The organism is Acinetobacter sp. ANC 4654 (assembly GCF_002135425.1).
GTDB lineage: Bacteria > Pseudomonadota > Gammaproteobacteria > Pseudomonadales > Moraxellaceae > Acinetobacter > Acinetobacter kyonggiensis.
The window spans coordinates 213,173-229,443 of the sequence record NZ_NEGL01000005.1; the positions used below are offsets into that span (position 1 = coordinate 213,173).

A 16,271-nucleotide genomic window follows, 5' to 3' on the forward strand; every position below is an offset into this window, starting at 1 on the left:
TGCTAAAGAATAGACAATTCAACAAATTTTGTGAAACTTTATAAATGAATAAATTACTTGCTTCAGCTTTATTTGCCTCCAGTCTCGTCAGTATTTCAGCCTTTGCCCTTTCCCCGCCCGCCCCAATCTCGCAACAAAAACAGGTTTCAGGCTATTACCAATATCAAGCTGGTGATGTACAAATTACAGCCCTGCTCGATGGTACTAACTTCATGTCGCCTAAACTCTTTCAAAACATTCCAGAAAAAGAAGTACATGAAATTTTAAAGAAATACGCTGCTGACCAAGCCAAGGGTGTACAGACCTCTGTCAATGCCTTCCTCGTGAATACAGGTCATTCACTGGTTTTGGTGGATAGCGGTGCTGCAAGTTGTTTTGGCGCACATTTAGGTTCAGTGTTAAGCAACTTAAAAGCATCAGGCTATAAACCAGAACAAGTCGATACCATTTTACTGACTCACTTACACCCTGACCATGTCTGTGGCATTAGTCAAAATGGCGTGGCTAACTTTCCCAATGCAACGGTCTATGTATCGAACGATGAAGCAAACTATTGGCTAAGTCCGAAACAAGTCGGCAAACTCCCGAAAGAAAAACAAGCAGGTTACTTAGGGACTGTCGAAAAAATTAAACAAGCTCTTGCGCCCTATCAAGCTAAACAGCGTTTTAAAACGTATCAATTGGGCGATGAGGTTCAGGGCTTTAAAGTGATTAATACCGCAGGGCACACACCAGGGCATTTTAGCTATGAGCTAAAAACCAAAGATGAAACCGTGGTATTTATTGGTGACATTGTGCATTCACATACCGTGCAATTCAACAAACCTGAAACAGCTATTGATTATGATATCGACCCGAAAAAAGCGGTTGAAACACGTTTAAAACAATTCGCTGAATATGCAAAAGGCGGGCAAACCATTGCAGCGCCACACCTTCCTTTCCCTGCGATTGGACATATTTATTCAGCAGATGGAAAAAGCTATCAATGGATTCCTGTGCATTTCAAAGATTAGTCTAAGACTCGTACAATGTTATATGAGTTTAAAAATTGTTTTAGATCAGCACAGCGTTATTTAAAATTAAATCGCAATATTTTTATTCTTAAAAAACCCCATAACCATCCCTCGGCGGTTGTGGCTATGGGGCAAAAAAGTAATTACTCTTTTAAATCCTCTAAAGCATCAACATAGTCAGCTTGATAACAATTGCGCCCTTGTTGTTTAGCCTGATATAAATTCTGATCGACCTGCTCTAAGAAGCTCATTTGATCGCACTGTTCTGTTGGAATAATGGTTTTCACACCAATACTACAGGTGACAAATTCTGAAACTGTGGATGTACAATGCGGTAATTTAGCATTTTTTAAAGCCTGCATTAAGTTTTCAGCAACTTGAACAGCCGCGTCAGCATTGGTTTCTGGTAACACAACCGCAAATTCTTCGCCACCAAAACGTGAAACCAAATCACGTGGACGACTACAGCAGGTTGACCATAATTGAGCAATCTCACGCAAACACTGATCACCGTTAATATGACCATGTCCATCGTTATATTGTTTAAAATAATCAAGATCAATTAAGAGGACTGACAGCGGCTTTTGTAACCGCATGGCACTTTGCCATTCACGTGCAAAAAATTCATCAAATAAACGACGATTCGCAATGCCAGTCAAACCATCTTTATAAGAAAACTCCTCCAACTGACGCTGTAATATTTCTAATTGCTCTTCTTGTTTTTTACGTTCCGAAATATCAAACATAAATCCCACTAAAGAATCCACTTCGCCATTTTCTGTACGGATCACATGAACCACATCTCGAATCCAAATATAGGATCCATCTGCTTTTAAAGCGCGATAATCTGCTTCATGGTCAATACCTGCAAGCGATTGTGCAACACACAGATTAAATGTTTTTTCACGGTCCAACTCATGCATACGATCGACCCAATCTTGCACCGTTTTCCAAGACGCTTGTTGCCAACCCAACAATTTTTCAATTTGCGGACCAATATAACTAAACTGTTTACTTTCCCAGTCGATACTCCACGGAATAGCAAGGGTCGACTCAATTAATGTTTTATAAACGACTTCATTATATAATTGATTATTTTTAAATGGACTATTTGACATAGACTGACTCACTTTGATTTCAATCAGCACAGTTGCATAAGTCACTTTTACAGCATACACAACACTGACTTTACATTTCGAACATGCACCTCAGCCTAATCAGCATAAGGCATCCTTACCTAAATCTGTACTATGACTCCCTGTAGCACAGTTAATTTTATAGCTCACCCCAAGTATATTTTTCAATCAAAAAAAATAAAAGTGAAGCTTGATTTATCATCTAAAATTTTAAATTCCAACTGATAATGTAGGTTATAAATCACAATTGAGCTAGCTTTACAGCCATTTATTTACCTATAGTATAGTGAGGCAATTTTTCATGGGTTTCAAAAAACATGGCTGTTCATTTTTTTCATACATCAGACTGGCATTTAGGTCAGTTTTTCTACAATCACTCACGTCAGTATGAACATGAACAGTTTTTAACTTGGTTACTTGAACAAATTAAACAAAAACAACCCAATGCCTTGCTCATTGCAGGTGATATTTTTGATGTCATCAATCCTGCATCTGCTGCCCAAAAGCAACTGTACCAATTTTTAGCCGATGCTCACGCGCTTGCACCCCATATGCAAACCCTGATGATTGCCGGAAATCATGATTCTGGTTATCGCATTGAACAAGTTGAACCGTTACTGGAAAAATATAATGCCAGAACCGTCGGCGTAATTCGTTGGAATGAAGACAAAAGCTTAGATATCGAACGGTTACTGCAACCGATTTATGATGTAGATCAGAATATTGTCGCTTGGTGCTTAAGCCTGCCCTTTTTACGTAGTGCAGAAATTACTGGCTTTAATGAGCACACCAGCAATAGCCAAAATGCCATTAGCTACCTACATCAACAACTGATTAGCGAAGCCAAAAAGCGTAAAACGGATGATCAAGCCCTCATTTTAATGTCGCATGCTCATATGCAAGGCGGTGAAACGTCTGACTCTGAACGCCCAATTATTATTGGTAATGAAGAAGCACTTTCAACCGCACTGTTTGATGAGGTGATTGATTATGTCGCGCTAGGACACTTGCATAAACCACAAAAAGTTCAGCATTCACATATTCGTTATAGTGGCTCGCCTATTCCTTTGTCTTTTAGTGAAATTAATTATAAACACCAAGTGGTTGAAGTCACCATTGACCCCACAAAGCCTGCTGAATCTCAGCTTCAGTTCGAAGCGCTGCACATTCCTCGCAGTATTCAATTACACCGTATTCGTGGTGAGCTAAATGAAGTCTTTACCCAACTCCAAGCCTTAGCAAGTGGCAAAATAGACAATATTGATCAACGTGAATATATCGATATTGAATATTATACCGATACCCCGCCACGACCTAATTTAAGACAACAGTTTGAAGATGTGTTGCCTAAAGAGCGCTATCGTCTGGTTAAAATTTCACGCCAGTATAAAAATAATGACCAGCAAAACCATGCTACAAAAATTCAGCTTGAGCCGCCAACGCCAGAACAATTATTTGAGCAAATCTGGCAAAACAAAGGCTATGCACAAGATGCTGCTGTAGCCAAAGATTTTCAGACTTTGGTTCAAGAAGCGCGTCATTCACTTGAAGATAAAAACAGCATTTAAGGATCTGTCATGAAAATTTTATCAATACGTATAAAAAATCTGGCCTCTCTTGCTGGCGAACATTTTATTGATTTTGAAAGTGAACCTTTAGCCAGTGCAGGCTTAATTGCCATTATTGGAAAAACAGGTGCAGGAAAGTCGACCATTTTAGATGCCATGTGTCTTGCGCTATTTAATCAAGTCCCCCGCCTAAAAGGCAGTGACGGTAAATTGCTTGATGTCGATGGTTCTGAACTGGCTAGCAATTCTCCTTTAACCGTACTACGTCGGGGTACAGGACATGGCTTTGCGGAACTTTGTTTTGTCGCGCAAGATCAGAAACACTATTTGGCACGTTGGGAAATTAAACGTGCACGTGAAAATGCCGCGGGTAAATTACAAAATGTGCAACGCTCTTTAACCTGCCTGACGGATGGCGTAGTGGTTGCAGACAAAACCAAAGCTGTTGAAACCCATATTCAACACATTACCCAACTTAGTTTTGAACAATTTACCCGTGCAGTCCTGTTGGCTCAGTCCGAAGTCACTGCGTTTTTAAAAGCACGTGACAATGAACGTGGTGCTTTGCTTGAATATTTAACCAACTCCAACATCTTTGCCAAAATTGGTGAAATTGCCTTTAGAAAAACCGCTGACATTGAAAAAGAACGTAAAAAACTCGAAGACGTTCTCGGTCATATTGAAATTCTATCTGATGAAGCAATTGCGGAACTGAATCAGCAATTTATAAACATCAATACCAAATATAAAACATTAGAAACTGAAAAAAAGCTTTTAGAACAGCAACAATTATGGTTTGAACACAAGCAAAAATTAGATACGGATATACACCTTCGTCAGCAACAACTGTTAGTGCAACAACAACAGTTTGAACAACTCGCGCCTCAGCGCATACAACTGAAACAGCTTGAAGCCTTTGCCTCTATTCGACCAAGTGTGATTCAACAACATAAAGTGCTCGCTGAATTACACGCGCTTCAACCACAACTTCAAAGCAGTGAACAACAATTCATTGTCATTGAACATACTTTTCAGGCCGAAGAAAAACAGTTTAAACAGATTGATGAGCAATTCAAAACACAACAAGCTTTTGAACAAACCTATCATCAAGCCATTGAAAAAGTCAGAACCTGTATTCAAGAACGTGAATTTATTGGTCAGCAATTTAAAAAGACACAAGCAAACTTGCAACAGCTCAATCAAGAGCAACAACCGTTATTACAAAAGCAAATTCAACTCTATACAGAGATAGAAAAACTTAAAGACCAACAACAAGTACAAACTGAACAACTCCATCAATCTGCCCATTTCATCAGTTTGGATGCGGGTCTAGCGGCACATTTGACCCAGCTACAACGCTTTATTCAACAGTACCAAAACGTTGAACAGCAGTTTGGCAATATTGCCGCTGCGACAACTGCTTTAAATGAACAACAGCAGCAACTGAATGCACTACAACAGCAATTTGGCAATGACGATCAAATCAGCAGCAAACTTGTGGATCAGCGTCAAAATCGTGAGCAAACATTACAGCAAGTACACCATATTGGTTTAATTCAAAATCAATTTAAACAATTCAGCCAAGTCTATGCAGAGCAGGAAAAAGTAAAAAGCTCGAACAGTGAGTTGACCCAAAAGCTTGAGCAAGCAACACAACAGCAACAACAGACTGAACAAAAATATCTAACGCAAAAACAAGAACGTGAAAGCTTGCAACGTATATTGCAGCAGCAACGCTTGTTACATACCGAGAGTATCGAAAAGCTGCGTGAACAATTGCTCGAAGGTGAGGCTTGCTTGGTCTGTGGCAGTACACAACATCCATTTAAACAAGAGCATTCTGCCCTCTCACAAGAACTTTTAAACTTACAACAACAGCAAGAGCAACAGGCGCTTCAACTTGAAAAGCAATCTTTTGATGTCTGGCAAAAAGCACAACAGCTTTGCACCCAACAGCATGCGGCTTTAACGCAAAATACAATGCGTTTGAATGAGTTACAACAGCAAAGTGCACAACTCGAACAACAGTTAAAATCTGCTTTGGATACGATGAAAATCTCACTCGATTTCAATCCAATGCATGAAAGTACCGCTCAACAGTTGCTTCAATTATCCGAAAAATGTCAGCAAGATATTCAACAGCTTGATCACACTTTAGGGCAGCTCAATCAAGCACAAAAAAATCAACGTGAGCAATTACAAACCATTCAACACATTCAGCAACATTTATCGACTATTCAACACGCTGAACAAAATATTCAACACCTGATTGATCTGCTTTCAGCCGAGCAAAAACACGCTTGGAAAATCCAGACCTCCAGCACAGCTAAAAGCATTGAACAGCAACTGATGCAACGCTTACAACTGCTGCAAACTGCCGATACTCTAAACAAACAACTGGATGAAAAAATTCAAGTCCTCAAGCAACTTGAACAAAACATTGCCTTTAAAAATCAGCAGATTCAAACCACTACAACAGAAAAATCAGACTTAGAACGCCAAGGACAAAATAATAAAGAATTGGCCATGACACTTATTTTTGAGATGTCACAGATTCATGTTGAAAAACCTCATGAATGGTTAATTCAACATGATGAACAACGCAAAAATCTACACATACAATTCAACCAAGCGCGGCAAAACATCGATCAATCGCGTCAACAGTTTGAACAACAAAAACGCCAACGTGATCAACTCAAAATACAGCTGACACAACTTGAAATACAACAAACCGCCTCTACACTTGAGATCCAACAATGGCTGAATCAGCATGCTGATTTTGATGCCATCTTGATTGAACAACTGCGTCAAATTCCGAATGAACAGCAACAACAGATTCGTTTAAATATTCAAACTGCCGAACGCAGCCTAAATGATGTGCAATCTGCGCTAAAAACCATTCAGGAACAACTGCAACAACATGCCATACAACAGCCCAATATTGAATTTGAACAACTACAAACTCAAATGACCAACTTGGTCAAAAATCTGCAAGCGACCTTAGACATGCGAGATGGTTACAAACTCAAACTGGAAGTTCATCAACGGAATATCGACAAACAAAAGCAATTCGCTAATCAAATTCAAGCGATTCAACAGCAAGAACATCGTTGGGGCAAAATTTCTGGCTTAATTGGGGACGCTAAAGGCAAAGATTTCCGTGATTACGCCCAACAATATAATTTAGATATTCTGCTTGAACATGCCAATCAACAATTGGCAATGCTTTCTCAGCGTTACACGTTAAAGCGCTTGGAAAACTCATTGAGCTTAGCGATTGTCGATCATGACATGGATGGTGAAACCCGTTCCGTCTCTTCCCTTTCAGGCGGTGAATCATTCCTGACTGCGCTTGCCTTATCGCTCGCGATTGCCAATATGGCATCGGGTTCAATGAAAATTGAATCGCTGTTTATTGATGAAGGTTTTGGAACCTTAGATGCCTCATCACTCTACATGGTGATGAATGCTTTAGATCAACTGCAAAACCAAGGGCGTAAAGTTGTACTCATCTCGCATATTCAAGACATGCATGAACGCATTCCTGTACAAATTCAGGTCAAACCATTGGGTGCAGGCGCCAGTACCATTCAAGTGGTCGGTTAAGCAAAAATAAACAAGGCTGTAAAATCTCAGCCTTGTTGATGCTCTATTTTATGCTTGATTGGAATAATCTCGCGCACCGAAAAGTGCCGTACCAACACGTACCATGGTTGAACCTGCGGCAATGGCTTCAACCATATCTCCAGACATGCCCATACTTAACGTATCCCAGTCTTCAGGCTGTGCATGTTCCTGTTTAACCGCATCAAAAAGTTGCTTGGCATCTAGAAAAGCATGGGTGTTGTTAGGTGCAGGAATCACCATCAAACCACGCAGTTTTAAATGCGGCAATTGGCTAATATTTTTTACCAACTCCGCCACTTCATTGGGCTGACATCCATCTTTGCTTTCTTGGGCATCAATATTGACTTGTAAACAAATATTCAGTGGCGCTTGATTGGCTTCGCGCTGCTTGGATAAACGCTCAGCAATCATTAAACGATCCACCCCATGCACCCATGCAAAACTTGCAGCCAAATGTTTGGTTTTATTGCGCTGAACATGCCCGATAAAATGCCATTCAATGGCTAAATCATTTAGATTTTCAATCTTATCCAAAGCCTCTTGTAAATAATTTTCACCAAATGCGCGTTGCCCTGCTTGATACATTTCACGTAAGCACTCACTCGGGTGAGTCTTTGAAACAGCCAATAACTGTACGGTTTCTGGCTCGCGCTGGGCTTGTTTACAGGCATCGGCAATATGCTGTAAAACTTGATTTCGTGATGCTTGAAGACTATTCATTGACGAGGTTCTCATTTCATTCAGCTTTTTTTCACTTTCCCTTAAAACTAACTGTTGGTTAAGCTCTGGGAAAGCCTTATTATTCTAACAAAATAAATAACATTTAAATGATCTCGGGGAAATTATGGACATTACTGAACTGCTGGCCTTTTCTGCTAAAAATGGGGCATCAGACTTACACTTATCCGCGGGTATGCCACCACTTATCCGTGTCGATGGTGAAGTTCGTCGCATCAATTTACCAGCTTTAGAACATAAAGAAGTACACAAATTGGTGTACGACATCATGAATGATAAACAGCGCCGCGATTTTGAAGAAAAACTTGAAACTGACTTTTCTTTTGAAGTACCGGGTGTGGCTCGTTTCCGTGTCAACGCATTCAACCAAAACCGCGGTGCAGGTGCGGTATTTCGTACCATTCCATCAAAAGTTTTAACCATTGAAGATCTTGGCATGGGGCAAATCTTCAAAGATATTTGTAATTTCCCACGTGGTATCGTTTTGGTTACAGGGCCAACGGGTTCGGGTAAATCAACCACCCTTGCCGCAATGGTCGATTATATTAACGATCAGCGTTATGACCATATTTTGACCGTCGAAGACCCAATCGAATTTGTCCACGAATCGAAAAAATGTCTGGTCAACCAACGTGAAGTCCATCGTGACACGCATGGCTTTAACGAAGCACTCCGCTCAGCCCTGCGTGAAGATCCAGACATTATTCTGGTCGGTGAGATGCGTGACCTTGAAACCATTCGTTTGGCATTGACTGCCGCGGAAACGGGTCATTTGGTCTTTGGTACGCTACATACCACTTCTGCGGCAAAAACCATTGACCGTGTGATTGACGTATTCCCTGCTGAAGAAAAAGACATGGTACGTGCCATGCTTTCTGAATCATTACAAGCTGTTATTTCTCAAACACTACTGAAGAAAAATGGCGGTGGTCGTGTCGCAGCGCATGAAATCATGATTGGTATTCCAGCAATTCGAAACCTGATCCGCGAAAACAAAGTCGCTCAAATGTACTCTGCCATTCAAACTGGTGCTAACTACGGCATGACCACACTGGATCAAAGCCTAAAAACTTTAGTTTCTAAAGGCATTATCAGCCCGCAAACTGCGCGTACTATGGCGAAACAACCAGAAGCATTCTTATAAGTTTAAATGGATTTAGGATCTTATTATGGATTTTAACGACTTACTGAATTTGATGATCCAACAGAAAGCATCAGACTTGTTTATTACTGCTGATGTTGAACCATCAATGAAAATTAATGGTCAAATTTTACCCATTGCTAAAACCAAGCTAACGGGTGAAATTACTGGGCAACTTTTAAACTCCATCATGAGCGAGAAACAGCGCAAGGAATTTGCTGAAACGCGTGAATGTAACTTTGCCATCAGTAACCGTGACAAAACTGCACGTTTTCGTGTCAGTGCATTTCAACAACGTGATCAACCCGGTATGGTGTTACGTCGTATCGAAACCGTCATTCCAACTATGGATGAGCTGAAGTTACCGCCTATTTTAAAAGAATTGGCAATGACCAAACGTGGCATCATTATTTTCGTGGGTGCAACGGGTACGGGTAAATCAACCTCTTTAGCCTCAATTATTGGTTATCGTAACCATAATTCTAAAGGTCATATCATTACCATTGAAGACCCAATTGAATTTATCCACCAACATGCAGGTTGTATCATCACCCAGCGTGAAGTGGGTATTGATACCGACTCATTTGAAATCGCACTAAAAAATACCTTGCGTCAAGCGCCCGATGTGATTTTGATTGGTGAGATTCGCTCGCGCGAAACCATGGATTATGCGATTGCCTTTGCTGAAACAGGTCACTTAGTGTTTGCAACCCTACACGCCAACAATGCCAACCAAGCGATTGATCGTATTATTCACTTCTTTGATGCTGACCGTCATAACCAGTTGTTTATGGACTTATCACTTAATTTAAGAGCCATGGTGGCCCAACAACTGATTCCAAGCGTTGATGGTAAATCACGTCGTGCTGCAATTGAAATTTTAATCAATTCACCGTTAATTTCAGATTTGATCCGTAAAGGTGAAGTACATGAAATTAAAGAATTGATGAAGCGTTCGCGTGAGCTTGGTATGCAAACTTTTGACCAAGCTTTGTTTGACCTGTATAAAGCCAAACAAATTACCTATAAAGATGCATTGAAACATGCTGATTCACCAAACGACCTTCGTCTACAAATTAAATTGTCTGAAGAAGGTACTGAACGCTTAATGCATGCAAATTCGAATATCACCTTCGATGGTCAAGCTTAAAAGCAAAAAAAACAGGCTTCAAATGTTATATCTAGTTAAAATCATATAAAAACTAGATATAACGAGTTTTTACTTTGTTATACAGTATGTTATATAGCTACTAAGTTTTTATATGTATATAAAAACTGCATATAAAAATTAACGAGTAATCTGCACGTTAGTTTTTATATTTCTGTCAATATTTTTTGTATAGCTGATACAAATCCTGTCTTAAACAATAAGTGACCATTTTCATCTTTTACTGCACCCAATCTTGTAACTAACCAACCTCGGTTTGCCATGTTACCCTCGTTAATTGCATTTTCTAATGCTTCGATTTCGCTATTAAGTAAGATTCCTCTTAATGCCGGCACTACTTCTACAGCTTGCTCTATACCCTTGACATAGTTAGGGCGCATATCAACAATAACTTCCACATTTTGTTTAAGAATACGGTTCTCCACTTTTAATTTGTTTTTTTCAGTAATGATTTGACCAAACACTGCTCGCATAGCAGGGTCATCTAGTCTTTTTAATAGATCCATATCAGATGGAGTGTCGTGTTTTCGAGAGTGAGGCACCGGCGGTTTTTTCATTGTAGTTTTTGCTTTACTAGCCCAAGCATTAATCAACTCCTTAAAGTGTTGACCTGTTCTATTTCGAATACTTACGTCACCAACACCACCATCAGCTTGAGATATACGACCAATAGTCGCAATAGAATAGTCTTTCTCACCTGCATTAAACCGCTTTTCTAATAAAGCATTAAGTTTATCTAATGACCTTTGCGTGCATTGAGTTTTGCCTATTTTAAGGTTTTCCAAAGTTATATTAATATCAACCTGCATTTTCTAAAACTCCATATACTACCTTACTGGTTAATGACTTTACCGAAATACCATTTACAGGTTTATTTATTTTCCGCTCTAAAGCACTCATACCAGCATCAAGCAGTTTACTATCTAGCATAAATTGACCAAGCTCTAAATAGCTTACCACTTGCTGAAAACCATCGAGTTTATCCCTAGAGTTTTCTTGTATAGCCATTTGGCGAATCATAGCGTTTGCTGCTATAAGCTGTTGATCTTTGTCTAGCATTAATAAATGTGGCATATAGCCTTTGCGCATCATGATTCGGCTTAGACCTTGAGTTCTATCTTGAATAACGGATGTTTTCTTTACATCATCAAGCATATCAGGATAGATCTCGGCATCATCACACAACAAAGAAAGATGTAATAATTCCGATGTGGTTTCTATAAAACCAATTTTTATATCGTTTTTAGAGCCTACTGCAACAAGCTTATTAGTGGTATCTATTTCAGATCGATCTTGTTCGATTTCAATCAAACGACGAATTAAGCCAAATGTGGCAATCCAATCTTTAGTGTATTCATCTGCTTCCACTAATTGTTTTTCATATCTGCGTTGAACTGCCTGTAATTCATTATGTTTTATGAAAGGCTTATTATTCATTTCTGCTTCATATTTGAATTCTTCCATTTTCTCAATATCATCCTCCAACTTAATAGCTAAATTAGCGGCTTCATGGGCTTTATAGCTCATAAAGTTAAGGTGAGCGTTGAGGGCAGGAAGATAACGCGCATCAGTAATAAACCACCGACAACGTACACAGTTTTCTGGGCCATGTGACACTGAGCTATAAATTTTGTAACTAGCTGTAGCTGAATTTCTACTTACTTCACCTCCATTCCAACAGCCAGCTACCGTTGAAGATTCATCAGACCGAACTGTATTACCACCTACTAAACACAATCCATGATGACGATTTTCCCATCCCAACGGGTTTCGATTAACCAAAGCGGCTTCAATTGCTTGACCATCTTTATATGCCATTTTGCACTCGATTTGATGCATTTCAGCATCTTTAAGAAAGATTTTAACGCTTTCTTGTGACTTAATATCAAGTAGCCTATCCGCTTCCGTCATTTTCTCTTTCATTACCGCAGGGGTAAGCTTTGTATAATAGACCGTCATAAGAATTCTTGAATGACCCGCTAAGAGCTTTGAAACTACAGGTAAAGGTAACTTTGCATCCATGATGTAACAGGTAATTAGTGACACGCGGAGGCTATGCAGAGGAAATTCTGTTTTTTTCTTTGATTTTTGATAGTTTTCGCCATAGTTATGTACTAATCGAAGTGGAGTACCATTCAACAACGTATCCCCTGATACTAGAAGATTATTCTCTAATTGATGTAATAACTTGTACCAAAGAGTGACAATTGAATTTTCAATAATTGGCTTAGTTTTATCCTCTGAATTATTTGCGGCAGCATTACGAAATAGGAAACAAATGTGTCCCATTGCACTGAGATAAGCCAGTGACATTTTTTCGTTTGTGTGTTTTGTTTCTAATGTAGTGCAGTCTGTAGGCTTATCAATTGGGTTATATTTTTCTTGCCAGTTACGTAGTTTTTCAAGCCAGTACAAGACATCGTCGTTTTGCCAAGGGATTTCATAACCTCGCTCAAATTCATCTTTGTTCTGGTCATTAGTTTTGTTCGTACTGATATATAACCCTGTTGACACAAACCCTATAGCATTATCCTTAAATTGCCGAAACACCCCTTTATTGTGGTGATAAAGGGCAAAAGGGTGTGAGTTTTTAATCCATTTACCATTTTCATAACGTAGCGTGTCTGCCTCGCCAGAATCTAGCATTCGAACTTGATAAGTTCGCAGTGGCAAGTGCAATTTAATAAATAACACCATCGCTGGTACAGGCGACCAGATTTGATGAATTGTAATGCACTTATGATTGCGAGTTATTTCCTTGCAACGCCACACGCAATCCATGTCATTCTTATCGATTAAGTTTTCATCGACTTCAAACCAATCGCCACTTCTTGTTATACCTTGTCCTGTTTGTTGTTGTGCCCATACCCAATCTAAAAAATTTCCTCTTGTTTTTGGACACAATATATGCCGGAGATCACAAATGTAGCGATATGGTAATGGGTTATAAACAGTTTCAGTATTCTTTCCTTTAGAACTGACTTTTTCAAATGGATTAGAATATAAACGAATGCTTTTTATAGCATTTCTTTTTTCACTGAAATGCGTATCCAACACCCATTCAATAAAACCAAATGCATAATTAAGTTTATCTATCGTTCCTTTGTTATTACCACAATTAGTTTTTTCAAACACATTTTTTTTAAATTCAACAGTTGAAGCTTGCCATCCATTTTTTCCAACGAAAAAGGTCACGACATCAGCAGTCCAAGGAACAGTTTGTACAAGATAAATATCGAAAAACATACATAAAGTATCAAGTTTTAAATGAGTGCCTGTATCTTGACTGGTAATCCATTCTTCACCAAGTTGTCGCCATGCCTCCCATTTTTGACCATGATTTTTCGTTAGCCATTGCAAAGTTAAATCATAAGAACGCCCATCGTGTCTTTTTCTTTTTGTCATTTTAATAGTCATTAGATTGACCTAATTTTGGATTCTGTCCCGTAAACAACCCCTTAGGGTCAATATCACTAAAGCCGTGTATAGTTAATACTTCCCAACTCGGTGTACCTATTCGCTCCACTGGTGCTATTGAAGTTAATAATTGTGCTGAAGCTGCATTAAGACTGGTAGTTACTTCTTTTGCTGTTGGAGTTGTATAGATTACTTGTGATTCTAACGAAGCATGGTGTAGGCACTTCTTAATTATAATTTCCTGTACACCAGCCCTGCGTAAGCGTCTACCGTAACTGTGCCTATGTGAGTGAGGTGATAATCCATCAGCTTTACTGGGTTTGAGTCCAATACGCTTTAAGCCTTTACGGTAATTATCATGGAAAGCATTAAGCGTATATGGATGACCTTTATGATCACGATGAAAGCTGATAAATGCATAAGGATGATTACGCTCAATCCCTATCATAAATCGAGTATAATCTTGCCAAAGTTTTCTAAAAACCTCTCCAAATATCGTTGGAAACCAATATACCTCTAGGTATTCATCTTTGCTGTCAGTGACTCGGCTTTTCCAGCCAACATGCTTTTTTCCAATCAAGTCATTTCTAGGACTTAAGGCATATTTTTCTTTTAGGTAAGCAGCTCTTGTGGTTTTACCGGAACGTCCACGCCAATTATTTGGGGCCTTGCCACCTTCGGGATGATAAATACGTACTTTCACACTATTCTTATTAAATGGATCAATCAATACATCTTCTATCCACAGGTGTAAAGCCTCTGATTCACGTAAACCACCACCATGCATTAACAGTAAAATAAGTTTATCACGAAGAGCAACTCGACGATCCAATGCACCACCTAAACCTTTGAAGTAAAATGCTTCAAATTGGTTTTCTGGGAACTCGATAGCATCCTGCATCTGTTTACCTAGCGAATGCTTTCCTTGCATGCTGCGCACATAACGAACAGTTGAATTTATATGTTTATTTTTGATATGACCAAGAAAGTCATGCTGGTTTTTACGGAACCATGCTGCGTAATTAAGACGTTGAGTGTGAGTGTCAGCTTTAATGAATGGATTCATTAAGACTCCATCATATTTCTCAGCTAGCCAATCCGTTAATTGACTTAATGCATAAATGTGTAATCGGGCTACTTGCTTGCTATGGGGCAACCAATATAAGCCTGAAGGGTCTAATCCATCTTCACTAATTGTACCTGTGTATAAACGACTACTAAAGGTTTCAAACATAGATTGAGGTGTGGAAAAACCATGTGGATTTGCATTCATGTATTCCAATAACAGTTGCGTGGCTCTAGTGTAATTGCTAACTGTTGATTGACTCTTACCATCACGTTTTAATTTTAAAATAAATTCTAAGAATGGTTTAATAACTTCTTTTTTTTCATCTAATAGAATAGGGATTTCAATAAATACCCCAGTATTATCTTGCACTACTTTTGCATTCACTTTTACTATCTGCATTAATAAATTCTCTTAGTGAACAAACTAAATGAAAATTGAAAGCAGAAAGCACTCTAAACGTTGATAAATAAACCAATGTTCACTAGAATGGATGTCTTGCACGACCAAGTAAAAGACAAATCTATAAGGACTCATGCGCTAGCGTATGGGTCTTTATACTTTCTGTATATTAAAAAAGAAAAATTAAATGAATTAATCCATATTTTTTTGCTCCTTAATTCCTAGTTTAATTGCAATTTTATGACTTTCCCCACGCACTGGAACCCGATTCATTTTTAAAACTCTATAAACAAGTTCAGGTGAAAAATTATTCTCTTTAGCCCAGTCTGAAAATGTAATTCCTTTTGAATGAAATTCATTTTTTATTTGCTGAATAGACTTAACCATATTGGATCAATTTGAAGGAAATTAGATGAAAAATATATAAACATTTCTACTGAGTCAAGTAGAAAAACATTAATTTAATATTATGTTTTTATTCGATTATTTTTATTATTATAAAGTTTTTAATTTAAAATATTATCCATTAATTTAATATTTGAATTAATGTTTTTAATATCATTCTCTAGTTTTTCTTTATGGCTAATAAAATATTTTTCTAATGTTTTATCATCTTCTAACAGTGATTTTATAAAATTAATATTATTTTCTTTGTCTTTTATTCGACCTGACAACTCTAGCTTTTTAGTATTAAAAAATCTTTCAAGTTTTTGTTTCTTATGTCGATCTCTGAGTTCATTTAAACGAGGAGTTTCCTTATAACTGAATGAGGTTTTTGTTGATTTTTCTTCGTCAACTTCCAAATACTTACACTCTAAAAGTACTTTCAAACCAGCATACATTTGGCTTTTGTACCATTTAGTTCTATAGCAGTCCTCAAGTTTTATTTTTTCCCAAAAGTGTCTTGCCCGCCAATTATTGATTTGATAGTTATCAAAAATTTCTAAGAATTCATCATATAGAGGTAATTTAACGTTTTTCTTCACTACTTAACT

At 38.3% G+C, this 16,271-nt stretch carries 12 protein-coding genes; 5 read left to right on the forward strand and 7 right to left on the reverse strand.

The features are described 5' to 3' along the window. The first annotated feature begins 44 nt into the window (after positions 1-44). Positions 45-1,013: an MBL fold metallo-hydrolase gene (locus B9T24_RS09675; RefSeq protein WP_086165571.1), complete on the forward strand. Its 969-nt coding sequence runs from the start codon at positions 45-47 to the stop codon at positions 1,011-1,013. A gap of 143 nt (positions 1,014-1,156) precedes the next feature. Here B9T24_RS09675 and B9T24_RS09680 read toward each other — a convergent pair whose 3' ends face one another. After that, positions 1,157-2,131, reverse strand: coding sequence for a GGDEF domain-containing protein (locus B9T24_RS09680; protein WP_086165616.1), 975 nt, complete (start codon positions 2,129-2,131; stop codon positions 1,157-1,159). A gap of 335 nt (positions 2,132-2,466) precedes the next feature. On the opposite strand from B9T24_RS09680, the gene B9T24_RS09685 reads away from it, so the two are divergent. Further along, positions 2,467-3,717 carry an exonuclease SbcCD subunit D C-terminal domain-containing protein gene (locus B9T24_RS09685; RefSeq protein ID WP_086165572.1) on the forward strand — a complete coding sequence of 417 codons (1,251 nt, stop codon included), beginning with the start codon at positions 2,467-2,469 and terminating at the stop codon, positions 3,715-3,717. A gap of 9 nt (positions 3,718-3,726) precedes the next feature. Beyond that, the gene (locus B9T24_RS09690) at positions 3,727-7,323 is read left to right on the forward strand and encodes an SbcC/MukB-like Walker B domain-containing protein (protein WP_086165573.1); all 3,597 of its coding nucleotides are present in this window, start codon (positions 3,727-3,729) and stop codon (positions 7,321-7,323) included. Positions 7,324-7,371: 48 nt separating this feature from the next. On the opposite strand, the gene B9T24_RS09695 is transcribed toward B9T24_RS09690, so the two are convergent. Continuing rightward, the gene (locus tag B9T24_RS09695; protein ID WP_086165574.1) at positions 7,372-8,064 is read right to left on the reverse strand and encodes a YggS family pyridoxal phosphate-dependent enzyme; all 693 of its coding nucleotides are present in this window, start codon (positions 8,062-8,064) and stop codon (positions 7,372-7,374) included. A gap of 124 nt (positions 8,065-8,188) precedes the next feature. On the opposite strand from B9T24_RS09695, the gene B9T24_RS09700 reads away from it, so the two are divergent. Then, entirely contained in the window at positions 8,189-9,226 is a 1,038-nt protein-coding gene (locus B9T24_RS09700; protein ID WP_004648049.1) for a type IV pilus twitching motility protein PilT, read from the forward strand. 25 nt (positions 9,227-9,251) lie between these two features. Beyond that, on the forward strand, positions 9,252-10,373 hold the full coding sequence (locus tag B9T24_RS09705; protein ID WP_086165575.1) for a PilT/PilU family type 4a pilus ATPase: 1,122 nt from the start codon (positions 9,252-9,254) through the stop codon (positions 10,371-10,373). A 164-nt stretch (positions 10,374-10,537) separates the two neighbouring features. Here the strand turns inward: B9T24_RS09705 and gmtX are convergent, their stop codons facing one another. The 5 genes from gmtX to B9T24_RS09730 form a co-directional block, all read right to left on the reverse strand. After that, the gene (gene gmtX, locus B9T24_RS09710; RefSeq protein WP_086165576.1) at positions 10,538-11,200 is read right to left on the reverse strand and encodes a gamma-mobile-trio protein GmtX; all 663 of its coding nucleotides are present in this window, start codon (positions 11,198-11,200) and stop codon (positions 10,538-10,540) included. Next, entirely contained in the window at positions 11,190-13,808 is a 2,619-nt protein-coding gene (locus B9T24_RS09715; RefSeq protein ID WP_086165577.1) for an integrase family protein, read from the reverse strand. The genes gmtX and B9T24_RS09715 overlap by 11 nt, the downstream gene beginning before the upstream one ends. After that, the gene (gene gmtY / locus B9T24_RS09720; protein ID WP_086165578.1) at positions 13,798-15,276 is read right to left on the reverse strand and encodes a gamma-mobile-trio recombinase GmtY; all 1,479 of its coding nucleotides are present in this window, start codon (positions 15,274-15,276) and stop codon (positions 13,798-13,800) included. The genes B9T24_RS09715 and gmtY overlap by 11 nt, the downstream gene beginning before the upstream one ends. Before the next feature lie 192 nt (positions 15,277-15,468). Continuing rightward, on the reverse strand, positions 15,469-15,663 hold the full coding sequence (locus B9T24_RS09725; RefSeq protein ID WP_086165579.1) for a DNA-binding protein: 195 nt from the start codon (positions 15,661-15,663) through the stop codon (positions 15,469-15,471). 119 nt (positions 15,664-15,782) lie between these two features. After that, positions 15,783-16,262, reverse strand: coding sequence for a hypothetical protein (locus tag B9T24_RS09730; protein WP_086165580.1), 480 nt, complete (start codon positions 16,260-16,262; stop codon positions 15,783-15,785). Positions 16,263-16,271: the final 9 nt, after the last annotated feature.